The 21593-nt window shown below is 69.3% G+C and carries 20 protein-coding genes; 13 read left to right on the forward strand and 7 right to left on the reverse strand.

Annotation, left to right across the window (positions count from 1 at the left end; all coding sequences use genetic code 11):
- On the forward strand, positions 1 to 833 hold an 833-nt coding region (locus tag Tsedi_RS03220), incomplete at its 5' end, for a hypothetical protein (RefSeq protein ID WP_221934193.1).
- A gap of 15 nt (positions 834 to 848) precedes the next feature.
- Here the strand turns inward: Tsedi_RS03220 and Tsedi_RS03225 are convergent.
- Positions 849 to 3404 carry a motility associated factor glycosyltransferase family protein gene (locus tag Tsedi_RS03225; RefSeq protein WP_185970568.1) on the reverse strand — a complete coding sequence of 852 codons (2556 nt, stop codon included), beginning with the start codon at positions 3402 to 3404 and terminating at the stop codon, positions 849 to 851.
- Positions 3405 to 3521: 117 nt separating this feature from the next.
- Between Tsedi_RS03225 and Tsedi_RS03230 the strand changes: the two genes are divergently transcribed.
- Genes Tsedi_RS03230 through Tsedi_RS03260 form a run of 7 tightly spaced genes read left to right on the forward strand, consistent with a single transcriptional unit; the run spans position 3522 to position 10320 of the window.
- The gene (locus tag Tsedi_RS03230; protein WP_246099178.1) at positions 3522 to 4496 is read left to right on the forward strand and encodes an NAD-dependent 4,6-dehydratase LegB; all 975 of its coding nucleotides are present in this window, start codon (positions 3522 to 3524) and stop codon (positions 4494 to 4496) included.
- A complete protein-coding gene (locus tag Tsedi_RS03235) occupies positions 4489 to 5649 on the forward strand; it encodes a LegC family aminotransferase (RefSeq protein WP_143893568.1) in 1161 nt (386 codons plus the stop codon). The genes Tsedi_RS03230 and Tsedi_RS03235 overlap by 8 nt, the downstream gene beginning before the upstream one ends.
- Before the next feature lie 4 nt (positions 5650 to 5653).
- Complete coding sequence (neuC, locus tag Tsedi_RS03240; protein WP_221934195.1) at positions 5654 to 6829, forward strand: UDP-N-acetylglucosamine 2-epimerase; 1176 nt, start codon at positions 5654 to 5656, stop codon at positions 6827 to 6829.
- Positions 6801 to 7919: an N-acetylneuraminate synthase gene (neuB, locus tag Tsedi_RS03245; protein WP_246099160.1), complete on the forward strand. Its 1119-nt coding sequence runs from the start codon at positions 6801 to 6803 to the stop codon at positions 7917 to 7919. The genes neuC and neuB overlap by 29 nt, the downstream gene beginning before the upstream one ends.
- The gene (locus tag Tsedi_RS03250) at positions 7912 to 8559 is read left to right on the forward strand and encodes an acetyltransferase (RefSeq protein ID WP_143893570.1); all 648 of its coding nucleotides are present in this window, start codon (positions 7912 to 7914) and stop codon (positions 8557 to 8559) included. The genes neuB and Tsedi_RS03250 overlap by 8 nt, the downstream gene beginning before the upstream one ends.
- A complete protein-coding gene (locus Tsedi_RS03255; RefSeq protein ID WP_143893572.1) occupies positions 8556 to 9617 on the forward strand; it encodes a nucleotidyltransferase family protein in 1062 nt (353 codons plus the stop codon). Before Tsedi_RS03250 ends, Tsedi_RS03255 begins: the two co-directional genes overlap by 4 nt.
- Entirely contained in the window at positions 9610 to 10320 is a 711-nt protein-coding gene (locus tag Tsedi_RS03260; protein ID WP_143893574.1) for an acylneuraminate cytidylyltransferase family protein, read from the forward strand. Before Tsedi_RS03255 ends, Tsedi_RS03260 begins: the two co-directional genes overlap by 8 nt.
- 24 nt (positions 10321 to 10344) lie before the next feature.
- On the opposite strand, the gene Tsedi_RS03265 is transcribed toward Tsedi_RS03260, so the two are convergent.
- The 3 genes from Tsedi_RS03265 to Tsedi_RS03275 form a co-directional block, all read right to left on the reverse strand.
- Positions 10345 to 11202 (reverse strand): flagellin N-terminal helical domain-containing protein, encoded by an 858-nt coding sequence (locus Tsedi_RS03265; protein WP_143893575.1) that lies wholly within the window; start codon positions 11200 to 11202, stop codon positions 10345 to 10347.
- A 150-nt stretch (positions 11203 to 11352) separates the two neighbouring features.
- Positions 11353 to 12762, reverse strand: coding sequence for a flagellar filament capping protein FliD (fliD, locus tag Tsedi_RS03270; protein ID WP_143893577.1), 1410 nt, complete (start codon positions 12760 to 12762; stop codon positions 11353 to 11355).
- A 150-nt stretch (positions 12763 to 12912) separates the two neighbouring features.
- Complete coding sequence (locus Tsedi_RS03275; protein WP_143893579.1) at positions 12913 to 13746, reverse strand: flagellin N-terminal helical domain-containing protein; 834 nt, start codon at positions 13744 to 13746, stop codon at positions 12913 to 12915.
- Between the two features lie 191 nt (positions 13747 to 13937).
- On the opposite strand from Tsedi_RS03275, the gene Tsedi_RS03280 reads away from it, so the two are divergent.
- The 5 genes from Tsedi_RS03280 (at position 13938) to Tsedi_RS03300 (ending at position 18453) form a co-directional block, all read left to right on the forward strand.
- The gene (locus Tsedi_RS03280) at positions 13938 to 15224 is read left to right on the forward strand and encodes an HD-GYP domain-containing protein (RefSeq protein WP_143893580.1); all 1287 of its coding nucleotides are present in this window, start codon (positions 13938 to 13940) and stop codon (positions 15222 to 15224) included.
- A gap of 22 nt (positions 15225 to 15246) precedes the next feature.
- Positions 15247 to 15987, forward strand: a complete 741-nt coding sequence (locus Tsedi_RS03285; RefSeq protein WP_143893582.1) for an endonuclease/exonuclease/phosphatase family protein — start codon at positions 15247 to 15249, stop codon at positions 15985 to 15987.
- Positions 15978 to 17213 carry a cardiolipin synthase ClsB gene (clsB, locus tag Tsedi_RS03290; RefSeq protein WP_246099161.1) on the forward strand — a complete coding sequence of 412 codons (1236 nt, stop codon included), beginning with the start codon at positions 15978 to 15980 and terminating at the stop codon, positions 17211 to 17213. Before Tsedi_RS03285 ends, clsB begins: the two co-directional genes overlap by 10 nt.
- Positions 17214 to 17275: 62 nt before the next feature.
- Positions 17276 to 18010, forward strand: a complete 735-nt coding sequence (gene folE / locus Tsedi_RS03295; protein ID WP_143893968.1) for a GTP cyclohydrolase I — start codon at positions 17276 to 17278, stop codon at positions 18008 to 18010.
- 17 nt (positions 18011 to 18027) lie between these two features.
- The gene (locus Tsedi_RS03300) at positions 18028 to 18453 is read left to right on the forward strand and encodes a BLUF domain-containing protein (RefSeq protein WP_143893584.1); all 426 of its coding nucleotides are present in this window, start codon (positions 18028 to 18030) and stop codon (positions 18451 to 18453) included.
- Here Tsedi_RS03300 and Tsedi_RS03305 read toward each other — a convergent pair.
- The 3 genes from Tsedi_RS03305 to gpmA form a co-directional block, all read right to left on the reverse strand.
- Positions 18437 to 19204, reverse strand: a complete 768-nt coding sequence (locus Tsedi_RS03305) for a HesA/MoeB/ThiF family protein (RefSeq protein WP_143893586.1) — start codon at positions 19202 to 19204, stop codon at positions 18437 to 18439. The genes Tsedi_RS03300 and Tsedi_RS03305 overlap by 17 nt on opposite strands.
- A gap of 22 nt (positions 19205 to 19226) precedes the next feature.
- Positions 19227 to 20690, reverse strand: a complete 1464-nt coding sequence (locus Tsedi_RS03310; RefSeq protein ID WP_143893588.1) for a S41 family peptidase — start codon at positions 20688 to 20690, stop codon at positions 19227 to 19229.
- Positions 20691 to 20819: 129 nt separating this feature from the next.
- Positions 20820 to 21566, reverse strand: coding sequence for a 2,3-diphosphoglycerate-dependent phosphoglycerate mutase (gene gpmA, locus Tsedi_RS03315; RefSeq protein ID WP_143893590.1), 747 nt, complete (start codon positions 21564 to 21566; stop codon positions 20820 to 20822).
- Positions 21567 to 21593: the final 27 nt, after the last annotated feature.

Consider the following 21593-nt stretch of genomic DNA (forward strand, 5'->3'; position numbering starts at 1 on the left):
GCACCTGGCAGGATAGAGAACTACGCAAGAACCGCGCGCTGCCGGTGACGCTGGAGCGCTACAAGGCCGCGCGCGAGCGCCTGATCCAGAGCCGCGCCACGCACCTCGATCAGCTCACCGACAAGCTGCGGGAGCCGCGCGTGCACGCCGTCATCAGCCGGATCCTGGCCGCCGACGACCGCGAGGCCGACGCCCTGCACGAGCAAGTGCCGCTCGATGACCTGCAATACGTCGAAGACCTGGGCCTGATCGAGTCGCGCCCCCAGTGGCGCATTGCCAACCGCATCTACCGCGAAGTCATCCCGCGCGAGCTCACCTACACCACGCAGACCCGCATCACCCACGAGCAGGCCTGGTACGTCCGCCCGAGCGACCGGCGGCTGGACATGGACAAGCTCCTTGCTGCCTTCCAGCAGTTCTTCCGTGAGAACGCCGAGGCCTGGATCGAGCGCTTCCAGTACCGGGAAGCCGGCCCGCAGCTGCTGCTGCAGGCCTTCCTGCAGAGGATCGTCAACGGAGGAGGCCGCATCAGCCGCGAGTACGGCCTCGGCCGTCGCCGAACCGACCTCTTTCTCGAGTGGCCGCTGGATGAAGCGCAAGGCTTTCTCGGGCCGGTGCAGCGGGTCGTCCTCGAACTCAAGATCCTGCACAAGAGCCTGGAAGCGACGATCGAGGAAGGGCTCACCCAGACGGCGGCGTATGCCGACCAGTGCGGCGCGCAGGAAGCGCACCTGATCGTCTTCGACCGCCGGCCCGGACGCAGCTGGGAGGAGAAGATCTTCCACCGCCGCGAGACCTTCGGCGGCCGTACGATTGGCGTGTGGGGGATGTGAGCCGTTCCTTTCCTTTCAGGAACCGGGACGATCCGGAGTGGATCGCAGCATGTCGCGGATGGAACCAGCCAGTGGCGCTCCGCCTGGGAGACGCTCCAGATGGGCAGCCATCAGGGAGGCAGCTTCATCAGACCCGGCGTTGACCATGAGGCGGCCCAAGCGCGCCATGGCGTCGATATCCTGCGGGTGCTCGGTCAGATGGCGCTCATAAACGTCAATGGCTTGTGGGAGCCGACCCGTGGCGGCGAGAAAATCACCATACTGGGTGCGATAGCCCGGAAGCAGGTCAGCCAAGCACTGCAGGGCTTGACCCGCCATCTCCGTCTCACCGCGTTGCAGCGCCCAACTGGCCACGCGCACCAAAGCCATTTTCCATAGACTGCGCTCCGCGGTCTGCAGAACCTGGTCGTAGTAAGCCAGCGCCTCGTCTGGACGATCCTCGAGCTCCGCAAGCAGCCCGCGCGCCAAGGCGATATAGGGCGTTGCCGTTTGCGTGTCGTGAACCCGTTCCAGTCCGGCCAGGGTGTTGCGCAGGCCCTCGGCATTGCGCTGCGCGAACAGCTGCTCCATCCGGACGAGTGCCGCACGCAGGTCGCCATGCGATCGGGCGCGGCGCAAGTGGACACCATCGGTGGCTTGCAGATCCTTCTGCAGCGCGCGCTGAAGTTCATCGAATGCCTCGTGGGCCTGGGCTGGCGCGTCCGAAGGCAGGGCACCGTGACGGCGCAGCCAGCCGAGTACCCGGCCGGGTTCGCCGTGCTGCATCCAGGTCTTCGCCAGCTCGGGTAGCGACAGATGGCCGCCGTACTCCCGCCGGCGCCGCCGTGCCTTGGCCAATCCTTGCTCGATCCAAGTGCGCAGCTGACGCGCCCCGTTCAGGTAGGCGTCGTAATAGCCCTGCAGTGCCTCCTGTACATCCTTTGCGTCGAGCGATTCGAGTTCGCGCACCGGTTTCATGCTGCGCAGCATGCCGGCGCGTCCCAGCTGACTGATCAGCTTCGACAAATCGGGGTGTTGGCGGCTGATTTCCGCCTCCAAGCTTTCCAGCCGCAGGCGAAGGTTGCGGTTGCGGATCGTGCCGTCGTCAGTGAAAAGCTTGTCAGTGACCTTGCGCGCTTGGCGAAGCTGCTGCTCGAACTGCGTGAGTTCGGCGAGCCGGCGTTCGAATTCGCGCGCGAGGCGCTCCGCATGGCGCACGCGCCGGTCATCGGGAAGAGGCTCCAGTGCCACGACCGGAGGGCGGGCGGTATGAGGGTCTTCATCCCATTCGATGTTCTCGAGAGGCAGGTGCTCGACCGATTCGACCCGTGCCGCGCCCGGTGCCGGGTTGATGAGACGCAGGCCACGCTGACGCAAGTGTTGTGCCTGTTGCGCCAGCGTGTCGATGGCAGCCGCGAAGTCAGCCGTCGTACTGGCGCGGCGGCCGTCGTTCGTCTCCACCTCCAGGTTGGTCAGATCGAAGCGCGGTCCGGCCAGCCGTTCGTTGCTGCCTTGCGCATGGGTGTAGCCCTCCGGGGTGAAACACAGGTCGACCCCGGCCAGAATCAGTCGCTGCAGGCCCAGCTCGCCGGCGAACTGCAAGGCCGTGTTGGTAACGGTCGGTCCCACGCCGTGCAGGGGATCAGTTGGGTTCAGCGTCGACGGCCAAGGCAGCAGCGGTCCAAGGTAGTAGCTGCGATGCGGCCACTGGCTCAGCAGGCGCGGGTTGACATGGTACTGGTGGATGAAGATCACCCGGTCACTGAAACGCAGCATGTCGCGACTGATCTCGTAGCTCATCTCGGTGGGATCGACCGAGAACACGAAATCCGGCTCCAACCCCACCTGCAGCAACCGACGGCTGATGCGCGAGACGGCCAGCACGACCAGCCGGTCGCGGTGCTGCCGCACCCACTCCAGGGCTGCATCCAATGACGGCCCGCCGGCCAGCAGCACCCCTGTGCGTCCCGGCATCCTGCCACGCCAGAAGCCGGCCGGTTCCACGTTGTCCGGTGCGTTGGTGAGCTGGCAGGCGATGAAGGCGCCGACCCCGTGCTGGGCCACCGTGCGCCAATGCAGGGAAGCCACCGCCTCGCGCAACGTCCAGCCGAGCTGGGTGTAGTCCGGGGCCTCAGTGGACTGAGCGGCCAGCGAAAAGACCACTTCGACCCGGTCGATGAACAGATAATCCGCCAGACGCAGATCGCCGGCCACTTCCAGCCAATCATCCGGCGTGGCGCAGCGGACATGGGCCGGCAAGTCCTCCAGCAGGCCGGCCTCCTTCAGGGCGGCATGCACCGCAGTCGGCTCCACGAACAGGTAGCGGGTGCCGGCCGGAGGCGGCTCGCGCAGCACGTGACGAATCAGATGGCCGGAGTCGCTGCCCGCGAAGACGTAAAGCGTGTCCTGGGCGCGCAGCTGGCCGCGGAAGGCCTGCTCCAGCGTCAGCGTGACCCCCAGTCTGTCGAAGGTCGTGGGGTTGACCGCCTCCAGCGTGCGCTCCCCGAGAGCGTTGACCCGCCACTGCAGCCTGGGTTGCTTCTCGAGACCGGTGTCCGCGATGGGGTCATCTGGCTGGGGGGATGGGATCATTTCCGGGGTCTTTCTGCAGTTGGATTGCGATAGGATCATAGTGTCAAACCAACACACGGCGATGCGCGCAACAGCCCGATGAACCCACGACCGAACGATGAGCCGTCTCTGTTGGGGATGTGCCTGGTGACCGGAGCCGATGGCTTCATTGGCTCGCACCTCGTGGAGCTGCTGGTGGCACGGGGCTGTCGGGTACGGGCGCTGGCCCAGTACAACAGCTTCAACCACTGGGGGTGGCTGGAGAGCCTGACGTGCCTGCCGCAGGTGGAAGTGGTGAGTGGAGACATCCGTGACCCCCATTTCTGTCACCGGATGATGGAAGGGGTGGACGTGGTGTTCCACCTCGCCGCGTTGATTGCCATCCCTTACTCGTACGTGGCTCCCGACAGCTACGTCGAGACCAACGTGCGCGGCACGCTCAACGTCTGCCAAGCGGCGCGGGCCGTCGGCGTGCGCCGCCTCGTCCACACTTCCACCAGCGAGGTGTACGGTACTGCGCGCTACGTGCCGATCGACGAGGCGCACCCGCTGCAGCCGCAGTCGCCGTACAGCGCCTCCAAGGTCGGTGCGGATGCGATCGCGCTGAGCTTCCACAGCAGCTTCGGCCTGCCGGTGACGGTCGCACGGCCGTTCAACACCTATGGGCCACGGCAGTCCGCGCGTGCGGTCATTCCGACCGTCATCAGCCAGGTGGCCGCCGGCTGCCGTGTCCTCAAGCTCGGCGACCTGCGCCCGACGCGCGATTTCAACTACGTGGAGGACACCTGCCGCGGGCTGCTGGCGTTGGCCCAGTGCGATGCGGCGGTTGGTGAAGTGGTCAACATCGGTTCCAACTACGAGATTTCCATTGGCGATACGGTCAGGCTCATCCTGGAGCTGATGGGCGCTGAGGTCGAGGTGCAGCAGGAAGATGAACGCCTGCGCCCGCCGCAGTCGGAAGTGTTTCGCCTGTGGTGCGACAACCGCAAGATCGAGCGGTTGACCGGGTTCCGTCCACGTGTCGATCTGCGCGAGGGGTTGCAACGCACGATCGCATGGTTCACCGATCCGGTCAACCTGCAGCGTTACAAGCCCCACCAATACAATGTTTGACGTCGAGGGCTTCATCCGCTTTGTGCGCGGGCTGTACGGCCAGCCTGAGGGTGTCATCCCCCTGCACGCCCCGGTCATGGGGGCTCTCGAGAAGGCCCGGGTGGCCGAGGCCATTGACTCGACGTACGTGTCCAGCGTCGGCGCCTTCGTGAACCGGTTCGAGGAGGCGGTGGCCGCCTTCGTCGGGGTGCGTCATGCCGTGGCCACCGTCAACGGCACTGCCGCGCTGCACGTGGCGCTCCGGGTCGCGGGCGTCCAGCCCGGCGACTTGGTGGTGACCCAGGCGCTCACGTTCGTCGCCACCGCCAACGCCATCACCTACTGCGGGGCCGCGCCGGTGTTCGTTGACGTGGAGGAAGAGACCCTCGGCATGGATCCGCGGGCGTTGGAGGCGTGGCTGCGACAGCACGCCACCGTCCGGCAGGGCGTGTGCGTGGAGCGCGGCAGCGGCCGGCCCGTGCGCGCCTGCGTGCCGATGCACACGCTCGGCCACCCCGCGCGCATCGAGGCCATTGCCGAGGTCTGCGCTGAATGGGGGCTGGTGCTGGTGGAAGACGCGGCCGAGGCGATAGGAAGCCTGCGCCAAGGCCGCCATGCCGGGACCTTCGGCCGGCTGGGGGTGTTCAGCTTCAACGGCAACAAGGTCATCACGACCGGCGGCGGAGGCGTGATCGTCACCGACGACGAGGCCTTGGCGCGGCGGGCCCGGCACCTGACCACCACCGCCAAGCGGCCGCATGCCTGGGCCTTCGAGCATGACGAGGTGGGTTACAACTACCGCCTGCCGAACCTGAACGCCGCCTTCGGCGTGGCGCAGATGGAGCGCCTGACGGCGTTGCTGGCCAGCAAGCGGGAGGTGGCCGGCGCCTACGCACGGGCGGCGCAGCGTGACGGTTGGCACTTCGTGCACGAACCGGCGGGTGCGCGCAGCAATTACTGGCTCAATGCGCTGCGGCTGCCCGACGTGGCCGCGCGGGATGTCTTCCTGCGAGCCACCAACGCGGCCGGCGTGATGACGCGTCCGCTGTGGACGCCGATGCACCGCCTGCCGATGTACGCTGATTGCCGCCGCGACGCCCTGGAGGTGACCGAGCGGCTGGCCGGTACCGTGGTCAACGTGCCGAGCTCGCCCCTGCCTGGGCGAGGGGGATGAACCCGTGGTGCGCCGTATCGCCGTCGTCACCGGCACGCGGGCGGACTACGGTCTGCTCTATTGGCTCATCCGGGAACTGCACGAGGCGCCGGACTTCGATCTCCAACTGCTGGTCACCGGCATGCACCTCATGCCGCGCTTTGGACGCACGGTGGAGATGATCGAGCGCGACGGCTTTCCCATCGCGGCTTCGGTCGATCTGGGGCTGGAGGACGACACGGCACTTGCGGTGGCGCGCGCGATCGGGACCGGGACGGCGGGCTTCGCCGATGCGTTGGCCCGCTTGCACCCGGAGCTGGTCGTCATCCTTGGCGATCGCTTCGAGGCTTTGGCGGCGGCCTGCGCCGCGTTTACCCTGCGCATGCCGATTGCGCACATTCATGGAGGAGAGGTCACCGAGGGCGCACTGGATGACGGCTACCGGCATGCCATCACCAAGCTGGCAGCGCTGCACTTCACCGCCGCGGAGCCGTATCGCCGCAGGGTCATCCAGATGGGTGAACCGCCGGAGCGCGTCCACACTGTCGGCGCGCCCGGGCTGGAGCATTGGGTACGAACCCCGTTGCTGTCGCGCAGCGAACTGGAGCGCGTGCTCGATTTCGAACTCGGTGAGCCGACGTTGCTCGTGACCTTCCACCCGGCGACGCTGGACGAGGGCAGTCCCGCTGACCAGTGCCGCGAGCTGCTGGCCGCGCTGGATGCGTTCGGTCAGGCGCGCGTCGTCTTCACGCTGCCGAATGTCGATCCGGGCGGGGCGGCCATCATCCCGCTGCTGGAGGACTATGTGGCTCGTCATCCGCAGCGTACTCGTCTGTTCGCCTCGCTCGGCCAGCAGCGCTACCTGTCGCTGCTGCAGCATGTGCAGGCCGTGGTTGGCAACTCCTCCAGCGGCATCATCGAGGCACCCAGCGCCGGTTGTGCGACCGTGAACATCGGCGACCGCCAGCGCGGCCGGCTGCGTGCGGCCAGCGTGATCGACTGTGCCCCCCGCCGCGCCGACATCGAGGCGGCGATCCGGCGGGCTCTCGATCCGGTCTTCCGCGCGACGCTGCGCGAGGTGCGCAACCCCTATGGCGACGGGTGCGTCGCGGCGCGCATCCTGCGGGTCTTGCGCGAGGTCGATCCGCGAGCCCTGCTGCGCAAGCCCTTTCATGACCTGCCGGGAGTGGCCGATGGGTGAAGCGATTACCCCAGAGCCGGTGTTGGTGATCGCCGAGGCCGGCGTCAATCACAACGGTCGTCCCGACTGGGCGTTTCAGCTCATCGAGGTGGCCGCGCAGGCCGGGGCAGACGTGGTCAAGTTCCAGACCTTCCGGGCCGACTGCCTGGTGACCGCCGATGCGCCGAAGGCCGCCTATCAGCAGCGCGCCACCGGGGCAGGGGAGTCCCAGCTGGCCATGCTGCGCCGACTGGAGCTGCCGGCGGCGCTGCACCGGGAGCTGAAGAAGCATGCCGAGCAGCGCGGGCTGCGGTTTTTGTCCACCGCCTTCGACGAGCCGAGCCTGCGCCTGCTGGTCGACGAGCTTGGCCTCACGCTGCTCAAGATCCCGTCCGGCGAATTGACCAACGCGCCGTTTCTGCTGCAACATGCGCGCAGCGGTGCCGAGCTGATCGTTTCCACCGGTATGGCGACGCTGGCGGATGTCGAGCAGGCGCTGGGGGTGATCGCCTTCGGGCGCATCGCCGGGGCGCAGGAACGGCCGGGGCCGGCCGCATTCCGGGCCGCCTACGCGTCGCCCGAAGGGCAGGCGGCGCTGCGCCACGGGGTAACCCTGCTGCATTGCACCAGCGATTACCCGGCCGTGGCCGAGGCTGTGAACCTGCGCGCGATGGACGCCATGGCGGCCGCGTTCGGTCTGCCGGTTGGATACTCGGACCATACGCTCGGCATCGAGGTGGCGCTGGCCGCCGTCGCCCGTGGCGCCCGTGTGCTCGAGAAGCATTTCACGCTGGATCGCACGCTGCCGGGGCCGGACCATGCGGCGTCTCTGGAGCCGCCGGAACTGGCGCGTCTGGTGGCCGGCGTGCGCACGGTCTCGGCAGCGCTGGGGGATGGCATCAAGCGGCCGCAGCCCGCCGAGCCGGCCACCGCGGCGGTGGCGCGCAAGAGTCTCGTGGCCCGGCGGGCGATCCGCGCCGGGCAGGTGCTCGGTGCGGAGGACGTCGCGGTGATGCGGCCCGGCACCGGCATGTCGCCAATGGCGTACTGGGACGTGATTGGGCGGGCGGCCTCGCGTGACTACGCCGCCGGAGATCTGCTGGATGAGTGACCCGTTCGTCATCCTCGGTGGAGGTGGCCACGCGCGGGTCGTGTTGGACGTGTTGCGCAGCCTCGGTCGACCCGTTCTCGGGGTGTTGATGCCCGAACGGCCCGCCGGCGCCGACTGGTACGGCCTGCCGGTGCTCGGCGATGATGCCTGGCTGGAGCAGCCGCAGGCGCACGCGTGCCTGTTTGCGATCGGCGTGGGCATGGTCCCCGGTCGCCGGTTGCGCCGGCAGGCGGTTCTCGAGCGGCTCAGGGCGCTGGGGTTGCGGGTGCCGGCGCTGGTGCATCCGGCGGCGGTGGTGTCCCAGGCCGCCGGGATGGCCGGGGCGGTGCAGGTCATGGCGGGCGCGATCGTGCAGCCGGGGGTGCGGCTGGGCGCCGGGGTGCTGCTCAACACCGGCGCGCGGGTGGATCATGATTGCGCGATCGGCGAGGGCGCGCACATCGCTCCTGGCGCGATCCTTTGCGGGGATGTGCGCGTCGGCCCACGGGCCTTCGTCGGCGCCGGGGCGGTGGTGCTGCCCGGCGTGACCGTTGGCGAAGGCGCCGAGGTGGCTGCGGGGGCCGTCGTGCGGCGGGACGTGCCGCCGCGATGTCGCTACATTCCGGGGCAGCCGCTCAAGGCGGTGGAGGACGAGGCATGATCAGCGACTGGCAAGACCTGCTGTTGCGACGCGACGACACCATCCGGCGCGCCATCGAGGTGATCGACCGTGGCGCCAAGCGCATCGCGCTGGTGGTGGACGAGGCCGGGCGGCTGCTCGGTACCGTCACCGACGGCGACGTGCGCCGCGGCATCCTGCGCCACCTGGGCCTGGATGCGCCTGTGGCGGAAGTGATGAACCCGCAGCCGCGTGTGCTGCGGCCTGGCTATGGCCGCGAGGAGGCTTTGCGACTGCTGGGCAGCGCGCAGGTGCTGCAGGTGCCGATCGTGGGCGAGGGCGGCGTGTTGGTCGGCCTGGAAACCCTGACCGACCTGCTCAAGCGCCCGCGGCTGGAAAACCCGGTGTTCCTGATGGCCGGAGGGTTCGGGACGCGCCTGCGGCCGCTGACCGACGACTGTCCCAAGCCGATGCTGCCTGTGGGCGGGCGGCCGATGCTGGAGCACATCCTGCAGGATCTGGTCGACTACGGCTTCTACCGCTTCTACATTTCCGTTCATTACCTGCGCGAGAAGGTCATCCAGCACTTCCAGGACGGCAGCCGCTGGGGCGTGACGATTCAGTACGTGCACGAGGATACGCCGCTCGGCACGGCGGGGGCGCTGGGCCTGCTGCCCAAGGAGGCGGTGCAGCGACCGCTGATCGTCGTCAACGGCGACATCATGACGCGCGTCAACTACGAGGCTCTGCTGCAGGACCACGACCGCCACACCCCTGCGGCCACCGTGTGTACGCGTCAGTACGACTTTCAGGTGCCGTACGGCGTGATCGAGCACGACGAGCAACGGATCACCGACATCATCGAAAAGCCGGTCCATCATTTTTTCGTCAGCGCTGGCATCTACGTGCTGGCGCCGCAGGTGGTGCACGCGGTGGAGCCGAACGTCCGTCTGGACATGCCCGATCTGCTGAAGCGCCAGATCAAGTCTGGCCGCGAGGTGCGCATGTTTCCGGTGCACGAATACTGGCTGGACATCGGCCGCGTGGGCGACTTCGAGCTGGCGCAGCGCGACGCGCCGCGGGTGATCGACCATGGCTGACGAGGCTGAAGGAACGGTGCTGGCCCTGATCCCCGCGCGCGGGGGCAGCAAGGGCGTGCCGGGCAAGAACGTCCGGGAGGTGGCCGGGAAGCCGCTGATCGCCTGGACCATCGAGGCGGCCCGTCAAGCGACCTGCATTGACCGCATCGTCGTGTCATCGGACGATGCGGTGATCCTTGATGTCGCGCGCGCCTGGGGGGCCGAGACGCCGTTCGTGCGGCCGGCGGAACTCGCGCGCGACGAGACGCCAGGCACCGACGTGGTGCTGCACGCGCTGCAGCAGTTGCCCGGCGTGGCTTGGGTGGTGCTGCTGCAGCCGACGTCCCCGCTGCGCACGGCGCAGGACATCGATGCGGCCTATGCCCTCTGCCAAGAGAAGGACGCACCGGCCTGCGTCAGCGTGACCGAGGTCGCGACGCCTCCGTGGTGGATGTTCCGCCTTTCCGACGAAGGACGGCTGCGCTCGTTTCTCCCCGAGAGCGAGCGTCCACAGCGGCGGCAGGAGGCTCCGCCACTTTACGCGCTCAATGGGGCAGTTTATGTTGCCCGCGCCGACTGGCTGCGGCGCACGCGGTCTTTTCTGACGGATGAAACGCTGGCCTACGTGATGCCGGCCGAGCGTTCCATTGACATCGACACGCCGCTGGATCTGACGACCGCGGCGTGCCTGTTGCGCGAGCGGTTGCCGCACGGCGGCGCATGAACGCGCCGCCGGCGATGCGCGTCGTCAACCCTGCAGCAGCCGCAGCACGTTCTGCGGCAGCTGATTGGCCTGGGCGATCATGGCGGTGCCGGCCTGCTGCAGGATCTGCGTGCGGCTGAGGTTGGCGGTCTCGGCGGCGAAGTCGGCATCCATGATGCGGCCGCGGGCGGCCTGCTGCTTCTCGATGCCGACGCGCAGGTTGGTCATGATGTTCTCGAAGCGGCTCATGTAGGCGCCGAGCTCGGCGCGGCGGGCGACAATCTTTTGGATTGCGCCGTCCAGCGCGACAAGGAGCAGCGAGGCACTCGTTGCATCGGCGGTGGAGGCGATCGAGAAGCCCGCGCTCATGACGGACTGCAGGAAAGAGGTTTGCGAAAGCGCGGTCAGACCCGTGATGGAGACAGTTTGCCCTCCGCGCGCACCGACCTGAAAGACGTAGTTCGAGCTGAAAGTCGAAGTGTCGTCATACAGGACTGCACGGCCGTTGAAGCTGGTGTGGCGCGCGATACGGTCGAGCTCGTTTCGAAGTTGGACGAATTCTTGATTGATGTTGGCCCGCTCGGCGGTCCCGTTCGTCCCATTGGCGGCGCGCAGAGCCAGATCGCGCATGCGCTGCAGCACGTCGGTCACGGTGGACAGGGCACCATCGATGACCTCGACCATCGACAGCGCATCGGCGGTGTTCTGCAGCGCCACGGTCATCCCGCGTGCCTGGCTGTTCATGCGCTCGGCGATGCCCAAGCCCGCGGCATCGTCCTTGGCGGTGTTCACACGCAGGCCCGACGACAGGCGCGCCATCGTCGTCTGCAGCGACTGCATGTTGTTGATGGTGTTGCGCTGGGCATTCAGCGACATCACGTTGGTGTTGATGGTCAAGGCCATGGTGCGCTCCTAGCAAGTGAGTCCAGGGAACGGCGGCCTGGCGTGCGGTCGGGGCCCGTCCAGCGCCTCCATGGCCGAAATGATCGGCAATCCAGCAAACGACAAAGCCCCGATGAACGGGGCTTTGTCGGGTCAATTGAGACGATTGGCTCAGCGCTTGGGCGCGTTCCAGCCGGCCAGCTGCTGGTTGATGAAGTTGCTCAGCCCACTGTAGCCCGCCATCTTGGTGTCGAGCATCGTGTACTGCGCCCGCAGTGCCGCCTCGGTGCGCTGGACACGCTGCTCGATGCGCTCGATCTCCTGGTTCTTGCGCTTGATCGTGTCCTGCAGGCTGCGCTCGCGCGAGGCGGCCGCGCCGCTGGCCGCCAGCGCGTCGCGCGCGAAGTTGCGGATGCGTTCACCGATGCCGCCGTTGCCGAACAGGCCGGCCAAGCCCTGCGGGCTGGCCAGCGCGGCCTCCAGCCGGGTACCGTCGATCGCCAGCTGCCCGTTGCGGTCAAACATCAGCCCGGCTTCGTTCAGGGTCGAGGGCGTGTTGCCGCTGACCGCATCCGTCGCATAGCGGCGCAGCATCGTCAGGATGCCGATCGCGGCGGAATCGCCGCGCAAGGGACCGTTGCCCAAGCCGGTGGGGTCGCTGCGTGTCAAGTCCCGGATCGTCTTGCTCAGCTCGTTGAAGGCACTGCGGAAATCCTCGACCGCCTTGCGCATGCCCTCGGCGTCGGACGCCACCGTCAGCGTGACCGGCTGGCTGGTGACGGCCTTGGCCGTGAAGGTGATGCCGGACAGCACGTTCTCGAACGTGTTGGTGGGCGACGTCACGGTGATCCCTTCCACCGTCACCTGGGCATCCGCGGCCGACTGCACCAGCGTCTGACCGACCGCCACGCCACCATCCTCGAAGAAAGCCAAACGGCCGATTCCGGTGGTGGTGTTGTAGACGAGATTATCCGCGCCGTCGAAGGCGACGACAGAGAAGCCATTCACCTGCCCGGTGTCCGTACCGCGCAGCACCAACCGCTCCTCGCCGCCGCTGCGCACCACCACGGCCCGCACACCGGCATCGGCCGCGTTGATCTTGCCGGCGATCGTCGTCAAGGTGTCCGTCGCGGCGATCGAGATGCTGACGGAACTGCCGCTGCCGGGGGTGAAGAGTCCGCCGTTCCACTGCCCGAGCTGGATCTCGAGCCTTCCGGTCTCGCCGACGGCTTCGCCCACCCCGAACGCCGAGGTGCGCGTGCTCTGCGCCTGCGCCAGCGCCTGGACCTGCACGGCGAACTGACCGGTAACGGCCCCTGCCTGGGCGGAGACCGCCACGGCATCCGGCTGGCTGGCCTCGGCGCGCAGGGCCTCCCACGTGGAGGTGGCAGCCAGCTTGCCGGCGGCGTCCTGCAGCTTGGCCAGGCCAGCCTTGATCTGGGCCCAGGCCGAGATGCTGGACTGCAGCGAGCCGATCTGCGACTGGATGTTGGCGATCGGCTTGCGTTCCAGCGCCACCAGTTGCGAGACGATGCCGTTGACGTCGAGGCCGCTGCCGACCCCGGGTGATGAGATGGCCATGGCCCGCTCCTCGATGTGGACTTACTTTCCAGGCCGCTTTTTATACCTCCGCCGCAGGCTGCGCAAGCCCCGCATCATGGCCCGATCAGCGGGGCACTTCCGACGACCAAAGGCCGCCCGATCACAGGCGGCCCTGGCGCCACGAGGGGCTTATCGCAGCAGCGCCAGCACGTTCTGCGGCAGCTGGTTGGCTTGGGCGATCATGGCGGTGCCGGCCTGCTGCAGGATCTGCGTGCGGCTGAGGTTGGCGGTCTCGGCGGCGAAGTCGGCGTCCATGATGCGGCCGCGGGCGGCGGTCTGCTTCTCGATGCCGACGCGCAGGTTGGTCATGATGTTTTCGAAACGGCTCATGTAAGCGCCGAGCTGTGCACGACGCTGAACGATGCCTTGAATTGCGGTATCCAGTTGGGTGATGACAGATTCGAAGGCAGAGGCGCCCGACAGCGATCCGATCGTAAGCGAGCCCAAGCCGGAAAGGCCGGCGGTGGAAGTTAGGGCTTGAAATTGGATGCTCAAAACCTGTCCCCCGTTGGCGCCAATTTGAAACACGAAGGTATTTGCGTCGGATCCCAAGATGCGCAGGCGGTTGAATTCGGTTTGCGTGCCAATGCGGCCAATTTCGGCAGCCAACTGGGTAAACTCTTCGTTGATGTTGGCGCGCTCTTGCGCCCCGTTGGTGCCGTTGGCGGCCCGCAGCGCCAGATCGCGCATGCGCTGCAGCACGTCGGTCACGGTGGACAGGGCACCGTCGGCGACCTCCACCATCGACAGCGCATCGGCGGTGTTCTGCAGTGCCACGGTCATGCCGCGCGCCTGGCTGTTCATGCGCTCGGCGATGCCAAGACCAGCGGCGTCATCCCGGGCGGTGTTGACGCGCAGGCCCGACGACAGGCGCGCCATCGTGGTCTGCAGCGACTGCATGTTGTTGACGGTGTTGCGCTGGGCGTTCAGCGAGATGACATTGGTGTTGATGGTCAAGGCCATGGCGGTCACTCCTTGGGATGGTTGCCGGTTGGCTGGCCGCTCGGGCCCCGTGCCTTGCGCTGGTCAGCCGTTTGACGTCCGGTTGCCTGCTATATCGGGCGGTCTGCGGCGGACTTGAGGGTTTTTATACCGTTTGAGGGGCCGTCCTCGCTGCCACGGCGGCAGGCGGGGCGCCTACAATGCCGGCTCCGATGAGCGGCCCGGCCCATCCTCCCGTTCCCCTGCCCACCGAGCAGCTGCGCGTGGGCATGACGCTGCCGTTCACGCTGCTGGATGCGGCCGGGCGCGTGCTGCTGGCCAAGGGGCACGCCATCGAGGATGAGCAGCAGCTGCGGCTGCTGCGCGAGCGGCGCCAGGTGTTCGTGCCGTTCGAGGAGTCGGAGCTGGCGGTCAAGGTGCTGATGACCGGGCTGCTGGAGCTGGACCGCCGCGGCGGGGCGATCAAGGATCTGGACCGCTACGTGCGGCTGGACGAGGGTGAGGCCGACGGGCAGGGCGCCGAGCCGCTGCGCGGTACGCTGCCGGAGCAGTGCGCCGAGGTGTCGGCGCGGCTGCGCCGGCTGCTGGCCGGCATCGAGATGGGGGCGGTGGCGCCCGCCGAGGGGCCGGCGCGCTTCGAGCGGCTGTGGCGCGACATCGGGCAGCTGACCGCCAGCGCGGCGCAGGCGGAGGCCGGCACGCTGGTGCTGACCTACCGCGCCTGCACCAGCCCGGCGGAGTACAGCGTGCTGCACGCGCTGCAGTGCGCGGTGCTGGCGCGGCAGGTGGCGCCGCTGCTGGGGCTGCAAGGGCAGGAGGCGCGCACGCTGGTGCTGGCCACGGCCAGCATGAACGTGGCGATGCTGCGGCTGCAGGATGCGCTGGCGCAGCAGCATGGGGCGCCCTCGCCGGTGCAGCGCGCGCAGATCGACGCCCACGCCGCCGAGGGCGAGCGGCTGCTGCGTGCCGCCGGCGTGGCCGACCCGCTGTGGCTGGAGGCGGTGCGGCTGCACCACACGCCCCTGGCGCCCGGGGTGCGGCTGGCGCAGCGGCCGCCGGCGCAGCGGCTGGCGCACGTGATCCAGGTGCTGGACCGCTACACCGCCTCGATGAGCCCGCGCGCCAGCCGCCCGGGCCGCACCGCCAAGGACGCGGCGCGCACGGCGATCCTGTTTCGCACCGGCGGCGAGCAGGACGAGGTGGGGCTGGCGCTGGTGCGGCTGCTCGGGATGTACCCGCCGGGCACGTTCGTGCGGCTGAAGGGGGGCGAGACGGCGCTGGTGCTGCGCCGCGGCGCGCGTGCGGGCACGCCGGTGGTGGCGGTGGTGGTCAACCGCGCCGGCGAGCCGCTGGGCACGCCCAAGCTCGTCAGCACCGCCCGTGCCGGTCAGGAGGTGGCCGACGCCGTACCCGGCTCGGCGGTGCGCGCGCGCGTCAACCTCGACGAGATGGTGCGCCTGCTGGCCTACTCCCGCACGCCGGCTGCGGGGCTGGGGTGAGCGCCGAAGGTCTCCGGCGGTCATGGCCACCCTGCGCATCGCCACGTACAACATCCACAAAGGGGTGCAGGGTCTGGGGCCGCTGCAGCGGCTGGAGATCCACAACCTGCGCCATGCCATCGCGCAGCTGGGCGCGGACATCGTCTGCCTGCAGGAGGTGCGCGCCTTCCATCACCGGCTGGCGCGGCGCTTCGGCGTGCACTGGCCGCACGAGCCGCAGGCGCAGGTGCTGGCACCGCCGGACTGGGCGGCGGTGTACCGCACCAACGCGCTGACGCGCCACGGCGAGCACGGCAATGCGCTGCTGAGCCGCTTTGCGGTGCTGGCGGTGGCGCACCGCGACGTCTCGGACCACCGGCTGGAGCAGCGCGGCCTGCTGCACGTGACGCTGGCCGTGGCGGGGCCGTGGCGGCCGCTGCACGTGATCGTGGTGCACCTGGGTCTGATCCACGCCAGCCGCCGGCGCCAGGTGGCGGCGCTGGGGCGCTACCTGGCCGAGGCGGTGCCGCCGCAGGCGCCGCTGGTGGTGGCCGGCGACTTCAACGACTGGAGCGAGCGGCTGCACGCCGAGCTGGCGCCGCTGGGCCTGCACACGCTGACAGAGGCGCGCGTGCCGACCTTTCCGGCGCGGCTGCCGTTGCTGGCGCTGGACCGCATCTACGTGCGCGGGCTGCGGCTGCTGGCGCTGCACGCGCCGCACGGCGGCCCGTGGGCGCGGCTGTCGGATCACCTGCCGCTGGTGGGGGAGGTGGCGTGGGCCTGACGCTGCGGCTGCAGCCCGGCCATCACCTGCGCCTGCTGGAGGGGGCGGCCGAGCTGATCCCGGCGATGGTGCAGGCGATCGACCGCGCCCGGCGGCTGGTGCACGTGGAGACCTACATCTTCCACTTCGCGCATGCGGCGCTGGGCGTGGCCGAGGCGCTGGAGCGGGCGGCGCGGCGCGGCGTCGAGGTGCGGCTGGTGGTGGATGCCGTCGGCACGCCGCGCGTGCCGGCGGAGTGGGTGCGGCGTTTCGCCGACGCAGGGGTGCAATGGCGCGCGTTCCGGCCGCTGGGGCGGCTGGGGTTGCTGATTCCGAGCCGCTGGCGCCGGCTGCACCGCAAGCTGTGCGTGGTCGACGGGGTGGTGGGGTTCTGCGGCGGCATCAACCTGATCGACGACCAGGACGACGTGGTGCTGGGGCGGCTGGCGCGGCCACGGCTCGATTTCGCGCTGCAGGTCAGCGGCCCGCTGGTGGCCGAGATGCTGGAGCAGATGGAGCAGCTGTGGTGGCGCATGCAGGCGGTGCAGGCCGCCGCGCAGCGCGACCTGCGCCAGGCCTGGAGCGCGCTGCGCGAGGGGGTGACGTGGCTGGACGAGCTGCTGCGCGCCGAGCCGGCCGCCCCCGTGGCGCTGCGGCGGCCGGAGGCGCGCGGGGCGGCGGCGGCGCTGCTGTGGCGCGACAACCTGCGCCACCGCCACGACATCGAGCGCGCCTACCTGAAGGCCATCGGCAGCGCGCGCGGGCAGATCGTCATCGCCAACGCTTATTTCATCCCCGGGCGGCGGCTGCGCCGCGCGCTGGTGCAGGCGGTGCGCCGCGGCGTGCGCGTGCGGTTGCTGATCCAGGGCAAGTACGAGCGCTTCCTGCAGTACCACGCGCCGCGGCCGGTGCACCAGGCGCTGCTGGCCGCCGGCGTCGAGATCCATGAATATGCGCCCAGCGCCCTGCACGCCAAGGTGGCGGTGGTGGACGACCGCTGGGCCACGGTCGGCTCCAGCAACCTCGACCCGATCAGCCTGCTGTTGGCGCGCGAGGCCAACGTCGTGACCACCGACCGGCGCTTCGCGCTGGCGCTGCGCCGGCGGCTGGAGCAGCTGATGCAGGAGCAGGGCGCGCCGCTGGAGCTGGCGGCGCTGCGGCGCCGGTCCTGGGCCGACAAGGCGCGCGACTGGCTGGCCTTCGCGGTGATGCGCACGGTGCTGTTCCTCACCGGCCACCGTTACTGAGCGCCGCGCGCCCCCGGCGCTGGTGGGGCCGCGGCTTCGGTGTTAGCATGCCTGCCATGCTCATGCCCAACCCCGACGCCATGACCGCCGCCCCTGCAGCCGACGACGACGGTGTGCCCGTCTCGGTGCGCATCCGCGAGCGCATCCGCGCTGCGCGCAAGCGCTTCCACGCCAACGACAACATCGCCGAGTTCATCCGGCCCGGCGAGCTGGAGCAGCTGCTCGACGAGGTGACCGAGAAGATGCAGGCGGTGCTGGACAGTCTGGTGATCGACACCACGAGCGACCACAACACCGAGGACACGGCGCGGCGGGTGGCGAAGATGTACCTCAAGGAGGTGTTCGCCGGGCGCTACGTCAAGGCGCCGGCGATCACCGAGTTCCCCAACGCCGAACACCTCAACGAGCTGATGATCGTCGGGCCGATCACGGTGCGCAGCGCCTGCAGCCACCACTTCTGCCCGGTGATCGGCAAGCTCTGGATCGGCGTGATGCCCAACGAGCACACCAACGTCATCGGGCTGTCGAAGTATGCCCGGCTGGCGGAGTGGATCATGGGCCGGCCGCAGATCCAGGAGGAGGCGGTGGTGCAGCTGGCCGACCTGATCCAGGAGAAGACCCAGCCCGACGGGCTGGCCATCGTGATGGAAGCGACGCACTACTGCATGGCCTGGCGCGGCGTCAAGGACATGGACAGCCGCATGATCAACTCGGTGATGCGCGGCGTGTTCCTGAAGGACGCCAACCTGCGGCGCGAATTCCTGTCGCTGATCCCGCGCCACGTGGCGCCGCAGTGAGCGCGAGGGGGCGAGCGATGCTGGTGCGACTGCTCTACGTCAGCCGGGCGCGTCCCGGCCACACCGCGCAGGACATCGAGGACATCCTGCAGTCGGCGCGCCACCACAACCTGCACAACGGCATCACCGGCATCCTGTGCTACGGCGGCGGCATCTACCTGCAGGCCATCGAGGGCGGCCGCAGCGCGGTCAACCGGCTCTACCGGCAGATCATCGAGGACCCGCGCCACCACGACGTCGAGCTGCTGCTCTACGAGGAGATCAGCGAGCGGCGCTTCGGCGGCTGGACGATGGGGCAGGTCAACCTGTCCAAGCTCAACACCTCGATCGTGCTGAAGTACTCCGAGCGGCCGGAGTTCGATCCCTACGGCGTCTCGGGCAAGGTGTCGCTGGCGCTGCTGGAGGAGCTGATGGCCACCGCCAGCATCATCGGCCGGGCGTGAGGCCGTCGGCGCCGCAGACCGGGCAGTCCGGCCGGCGCGCCAGCCGCACCTCGGTGAACTGGCTGGCGCGGCCGTCGAACATCAGCAGCTTGCCGGCCAGCCCGGCCGGCATGCCGGCCAGCAGCTTGATCGCCTCGGCCGCCTGCAGCGTGCCGATCACCCCCACCAAGGGCGCGAACACCCCCATCGTCGCGCAGCGCACTTCCTCCGGTGGCTGCTCCTCCGGAAAGAGGCAGGCGTAGCAGGCGCTGCCGTCGGCGCGCGGGTCGAACACCGCCACCTGACCGTCGAAGCGGATCGCCGCGCCCGACACCAGCGGCACGCGGTGACGGCGGCTGGCGCGGTTGAGCGCGTGGCGCGTGGCGAAGTTGTCGCTGCAGTCCAGCAGCACGCTGGCGCCGGGCAGCAGGGTGTCCAGCAGCGCCTCGTCGGCGCGCTGCGCGCGCGCCTCCACCCGCACCAGGGGGTTGAGCGCCCGCATCGCCGCGCGGGCCGATTCGACCTTGGGCTGGCCGAGGCGGTCGGTGGTGTGGGCGATCTGGCGCTGCAGGTTGGTCAGATCCACCGTGTCGGCGTCCAGCAGCGTGATGCGGCCGACCCCGGCGCTGGCCAGGTACAGCGCCACCGGCGAGCCGAGCCCCCCTGCGCCGACCACCACCGCGTGCGCCGCCAGCAGCCGCTGCTGACCCTCCACGCCCAGCTCGTCCAGCAGGATGTGGCGCGAATAGCGCAGCAGCTCCTCGTCGGTCATCGTGGGGGCGGGGCGCGGGGGATCAGTTCTCGGCCTTGGCCGGGCGCTCGCTGGCGGTCTTGCTGGCCACCACCGGCAGACCCTTGAGCTGGTTGAGCGCCTGCTGCAGCTGGAAGTCCTTCTCGGAGCCGAACTCCGGCAGCAGCCGCGCGCCGGGGTTCTTGCGCTGCTCCTCCTCCAGCCGCTGGCGCGCCTGCTCGCGCTCGCGTTCGCGCTGGCGCAGCGCCTCGCGCTCGGCCTCGGTCAGCCTGGCCTCGTCCGGCCCGGCCAGGTGCTTCTCGAGGTCGGCCTCGCGCGTGCGCAGCGCGGCGAACAGGTTGCCCTCCGGCGTCTCGTCCACCCACACGTCGGGCACGATGCCCTTGGCCTGGATCGAGCGGCCGCTGGGAGTGTAGTAGCGCGCGGTGGTGAGCTTGAGCGCCGTGTCGGGGCCGAGCGGCCGCACCGTCTGCACCGAACCCTTGCCGAAGGTCTGGCTGCCCATGATGGTGGCGCGCTTGTGATCCTGCAGCGCGCCAGCGACGATCTCACTGGCCGAGGCCGAGCCCTCGTTGACCAGCACCACCAGCGGGATGCGCTTGAGCAGCCCCTGCGTCGTCACGGTCAGGCGCGCCACCGGGTCGCTGCCCGGTCGGCGCAGGTAGTCGCGCGGCGTGGCGCGGTAGGTGGCCTTGCTCTCCTCGAGCTGGCCGTTGGTGGTGACGACCACCGCATCGTCCGGCAGGAACACCGCCGCCAGGCCCACCGCCGCATCCAGCAGGCCGCCGGGGTCGTTCCTCAGGTCCAGCACCAGCCCCTTGAGGTGGGGTTCGGCGCGCACGATCTCTTCGACCTTGCGCGCGAAATCCTCCAGCGTGCGCTCCTGGAACTGCGACACGCGCACCCAGGCGTAACCCGGCTCGACCACGCGCGCGCGCACGCTGACGGTCTTGATCTCCTGCCGCGTGATGGTGACGCGGAAGGTGCGGTTCTCGTCGCGGCGGAACACCGTCAGGTCGACCTTCGTGTTGGGCTCGCCGCGCATGCGCTTGACGGCCTCGTTGATCGTGAGGCCCTTGACGGCGGTGTCGTCGATCTTGGTGATGAGGTCACCGGCCTTGAGGCCGGCGCGGAAGGCCGGCGAGTCCTCGATCGGCGAGACGACCTTGACCAGGCCGTCCTCCATCGTGATCTCGATGCCGACGCCGACGAAGCGCCCCGAGGTGCCCTCGCGGAATTCCCTGAAGCTCTTGGCGTCGAAGTACTGCGAGTGCGGATCCAGTGCCGACACCATGCCGGCGATGGCGTCGGTGATGAGCTTCTTGTCGTCGACCGGCTCGACGTAGTCGCTCTTGATGAGCCCGTAGACGGCGGCGAACTGCTGCAGCTCCTGCAGCGGCAGCGGCGCGAACGTGGCCCGCGCGGTGGCCTGCAGCCCCACGGTGGTCAACGCCCCGGCCAGCGCACCCAGCGCCAGCCATCCTGCGATTCTCAGCTTGTGCCCCATCGGCGTGTCCTGCTCCAACGCTTGGCACTATACACCTTGGAGGTCGGCCGCGCCGGAGCGGTTCCGCGCCCATCCCCCCGGGCTGGAGGGCTGCCCGGGCCGGCGCACCGCGGCGGTTCGGCGGCGTGCTCAGCCTGCCGCGCCCTGCCGCGCCACCGCGGCGGCGGCGGCTTCCGCCGCCGCGGCGTCGCCCAGGTAGTAGCGCCGCAGCGGCCGCAGGTCGTCATCGAACTCGTAGACCAGCGGCACGCCGTTGGGGATGTTGAGGCCGACGATGTCGGCATCCGAGATACCGTCCAGGTGCTTGATCAGCGCGCGGATCGAGTTGCCGTGCGCGGCGATCAGCACGCGCCGGCCGGCACGGATCGCCGGCGCGATGGCTTCGTCCCAGTACGGCACGACGCGCGCCACGGTGTCCTTCAGGCACTCGGTCAGCGGGATCTGCTCCGGGCGCAGATGGGCGTAGCGGCGGTCATGGCGCTGGCCGCGCGGGTCGTCGGGCTGCAGCGCCGGCGGCGGCACGTCGTAGCTGCGCCGCCACAGCAGCACCTGCTGCTCACCGTACTGGCGCGCCATGTCGGCCTTGTTGAGGCCCTGCAGCGCGCCATAGTGGCGCTCGTTGAGCCGCCAGTCCTTGACCACCGGCAGCCAGGTGCGGTCCATCTCGTCCAGCACGTACCACAGCGTGTGGATGGCACGCTTGAGCACGCTGGTGAAGCACAGGTCGAAGTCCCACCCTTCCTCGCGCAACAGGCGCCCGGCCGCGATGGCCTGCGCGATGCCGGTGGGGGTGAGGTCGACGTCGGTCCAGCCGGTGAAGCGGTTCTCCAGGTTCCAGGTCGATTCGCCGTGGCGGATGAGGACGAGCTTGTGCATGATGGGCGCGGGGGAGGCGCGCCGGAC

It is taken from the genome of Tepidimonas sediminis (assembly GCF_007556605.1).
Taxonomy (GTDB): Bacteria; Pseudomonadota; Gammaproteobacteria; order Burkholderiales; family Burkholderiaceae_C; genus Tepidimonas; species Tepidimonas sediminis.

Excerpts from the sequence above, each read along its gene's own strand:
- Tsedi_RS03225 (WP_185970568.1), bottom strand. The coding sequence starts at position 3,404 with ATGATCCCATCCCCCCAGCCAGATGACCCCATCGCGGACACCGGTCTC.
- Tsedi_RS03230 (WP_246099178.1), top strand. The coding sequence starts at position 3,522 with ATGTGCCTGGTGACCGGAGCCGATGGCTTCATTGGCTCGCACCTCGTG.
- Tsedi_RS03235 (WP_143893568.1), top strand. The coding sequence starts at position 4,489 with ATGTTTGACGTCGAGGGCTTCATCCGCTTTGTGCGCGGGCTGTACGGC.
- neuB (WP_246099160.1), top strand. The coding sequence starts at position 6,801 with ATGACCTGCCGGGAGTGGCCGATGGGTGAAGCGATTACCCCAGAGCCG.
- Tsedi_RS03250 (WP_143893570.1), top strand. The coding sequence starts at position 7,912 with ATGAGTGACCCGTTCGTCATCCTCGGTGGAGGTGGCCACGCGCGGGTC.
- Tsedi_RS03255 (WP_143893572.1), top strand. The coding sequence starts at position 8,556 with ATGATCAGCGACTGGCAAGACCTGCTGTTGCGACGCGACGACACCATC.
- Tsedi_RS03260 (WP_143893574.1), top strand. The coding sequence starts at position 9,610 with ATGGCTGACGAGGCTGAAGGAACGGTGCTGGCCCTGATCCCCGCGCGC.
- Tsedi_RS03265 (WP_143893575.1), bottom strand. The coding sequence starts at position 11,202 with ATGGCCTTGACCATCAACACCAACGTGATGTCGCTGAATGCCCAGCGC.
- fliD (WP_143893577.1), bottom strand. The coding sequence starts at position 12,762 with ATGGCCATCTCATCACCCGGGGTCGGCAGCGGCCTCGACGTCAACGGC.
- Tsedi_RS03275 (WP_143893579.1), bottom strand. The coding sequence starts at position 13,746 with ATGGCCTTGACCATCAACACCAATGTCATCTCGCTGAACGCCCAGCGC.
- Tsedi_RS03280 (WP_143893580.1), top strand. The coding sequence starts at position 13,938 with ATGAGCGGCCCGGCCCATCCTCCCGTTCCCCTGCCCACCGAGCAGCTG.
- Tsedi_RS03285 (WP_143893582.1), top strand. The coding sequence starts at position 15,247 with ATGGCCACCCTGCGCATCGCCACGTACAACATCCACAAAGGGGTGCAG.
- folE (WP_143893968.1), top strand. The coding sequence starts at position 17,276 with ATGCCCAACCCCGACGCCATGACCGCCGCCCCTGCAGCCGACGACGAC.
- Tsedi_RS03300 (WP_143893584.1), top strand. The coding sequence starts at position 18,028 with ATGCTGGTGCGACTGCTCTACGTCAGCCGGGCGCGTCCCGGCCACACC.
- Tsedi_RS03305 (WP_143893586.1), bottom strand. The coding sequence starts at position 19,204 with ATGACCGACGAGGAGCTGCTGCGCTATTCGCGCCACATCCTGCTGGAC.
- Tsedi_RS03310 (WP_143893588.1), bottom strand. The coding sequence starts at position 20,690 with ATGGGGCACAAGCTGAGAATCGCAGGATGGCTGGCGCTGGGTGCGCTG.
- gpmA (WP_143893590.1), bottom strand. The coding sequence starts at position 21,566 with ATGCACAAGCTCGTCCTCATCCGCCACGGCGAATCGACCTGGAACCTG.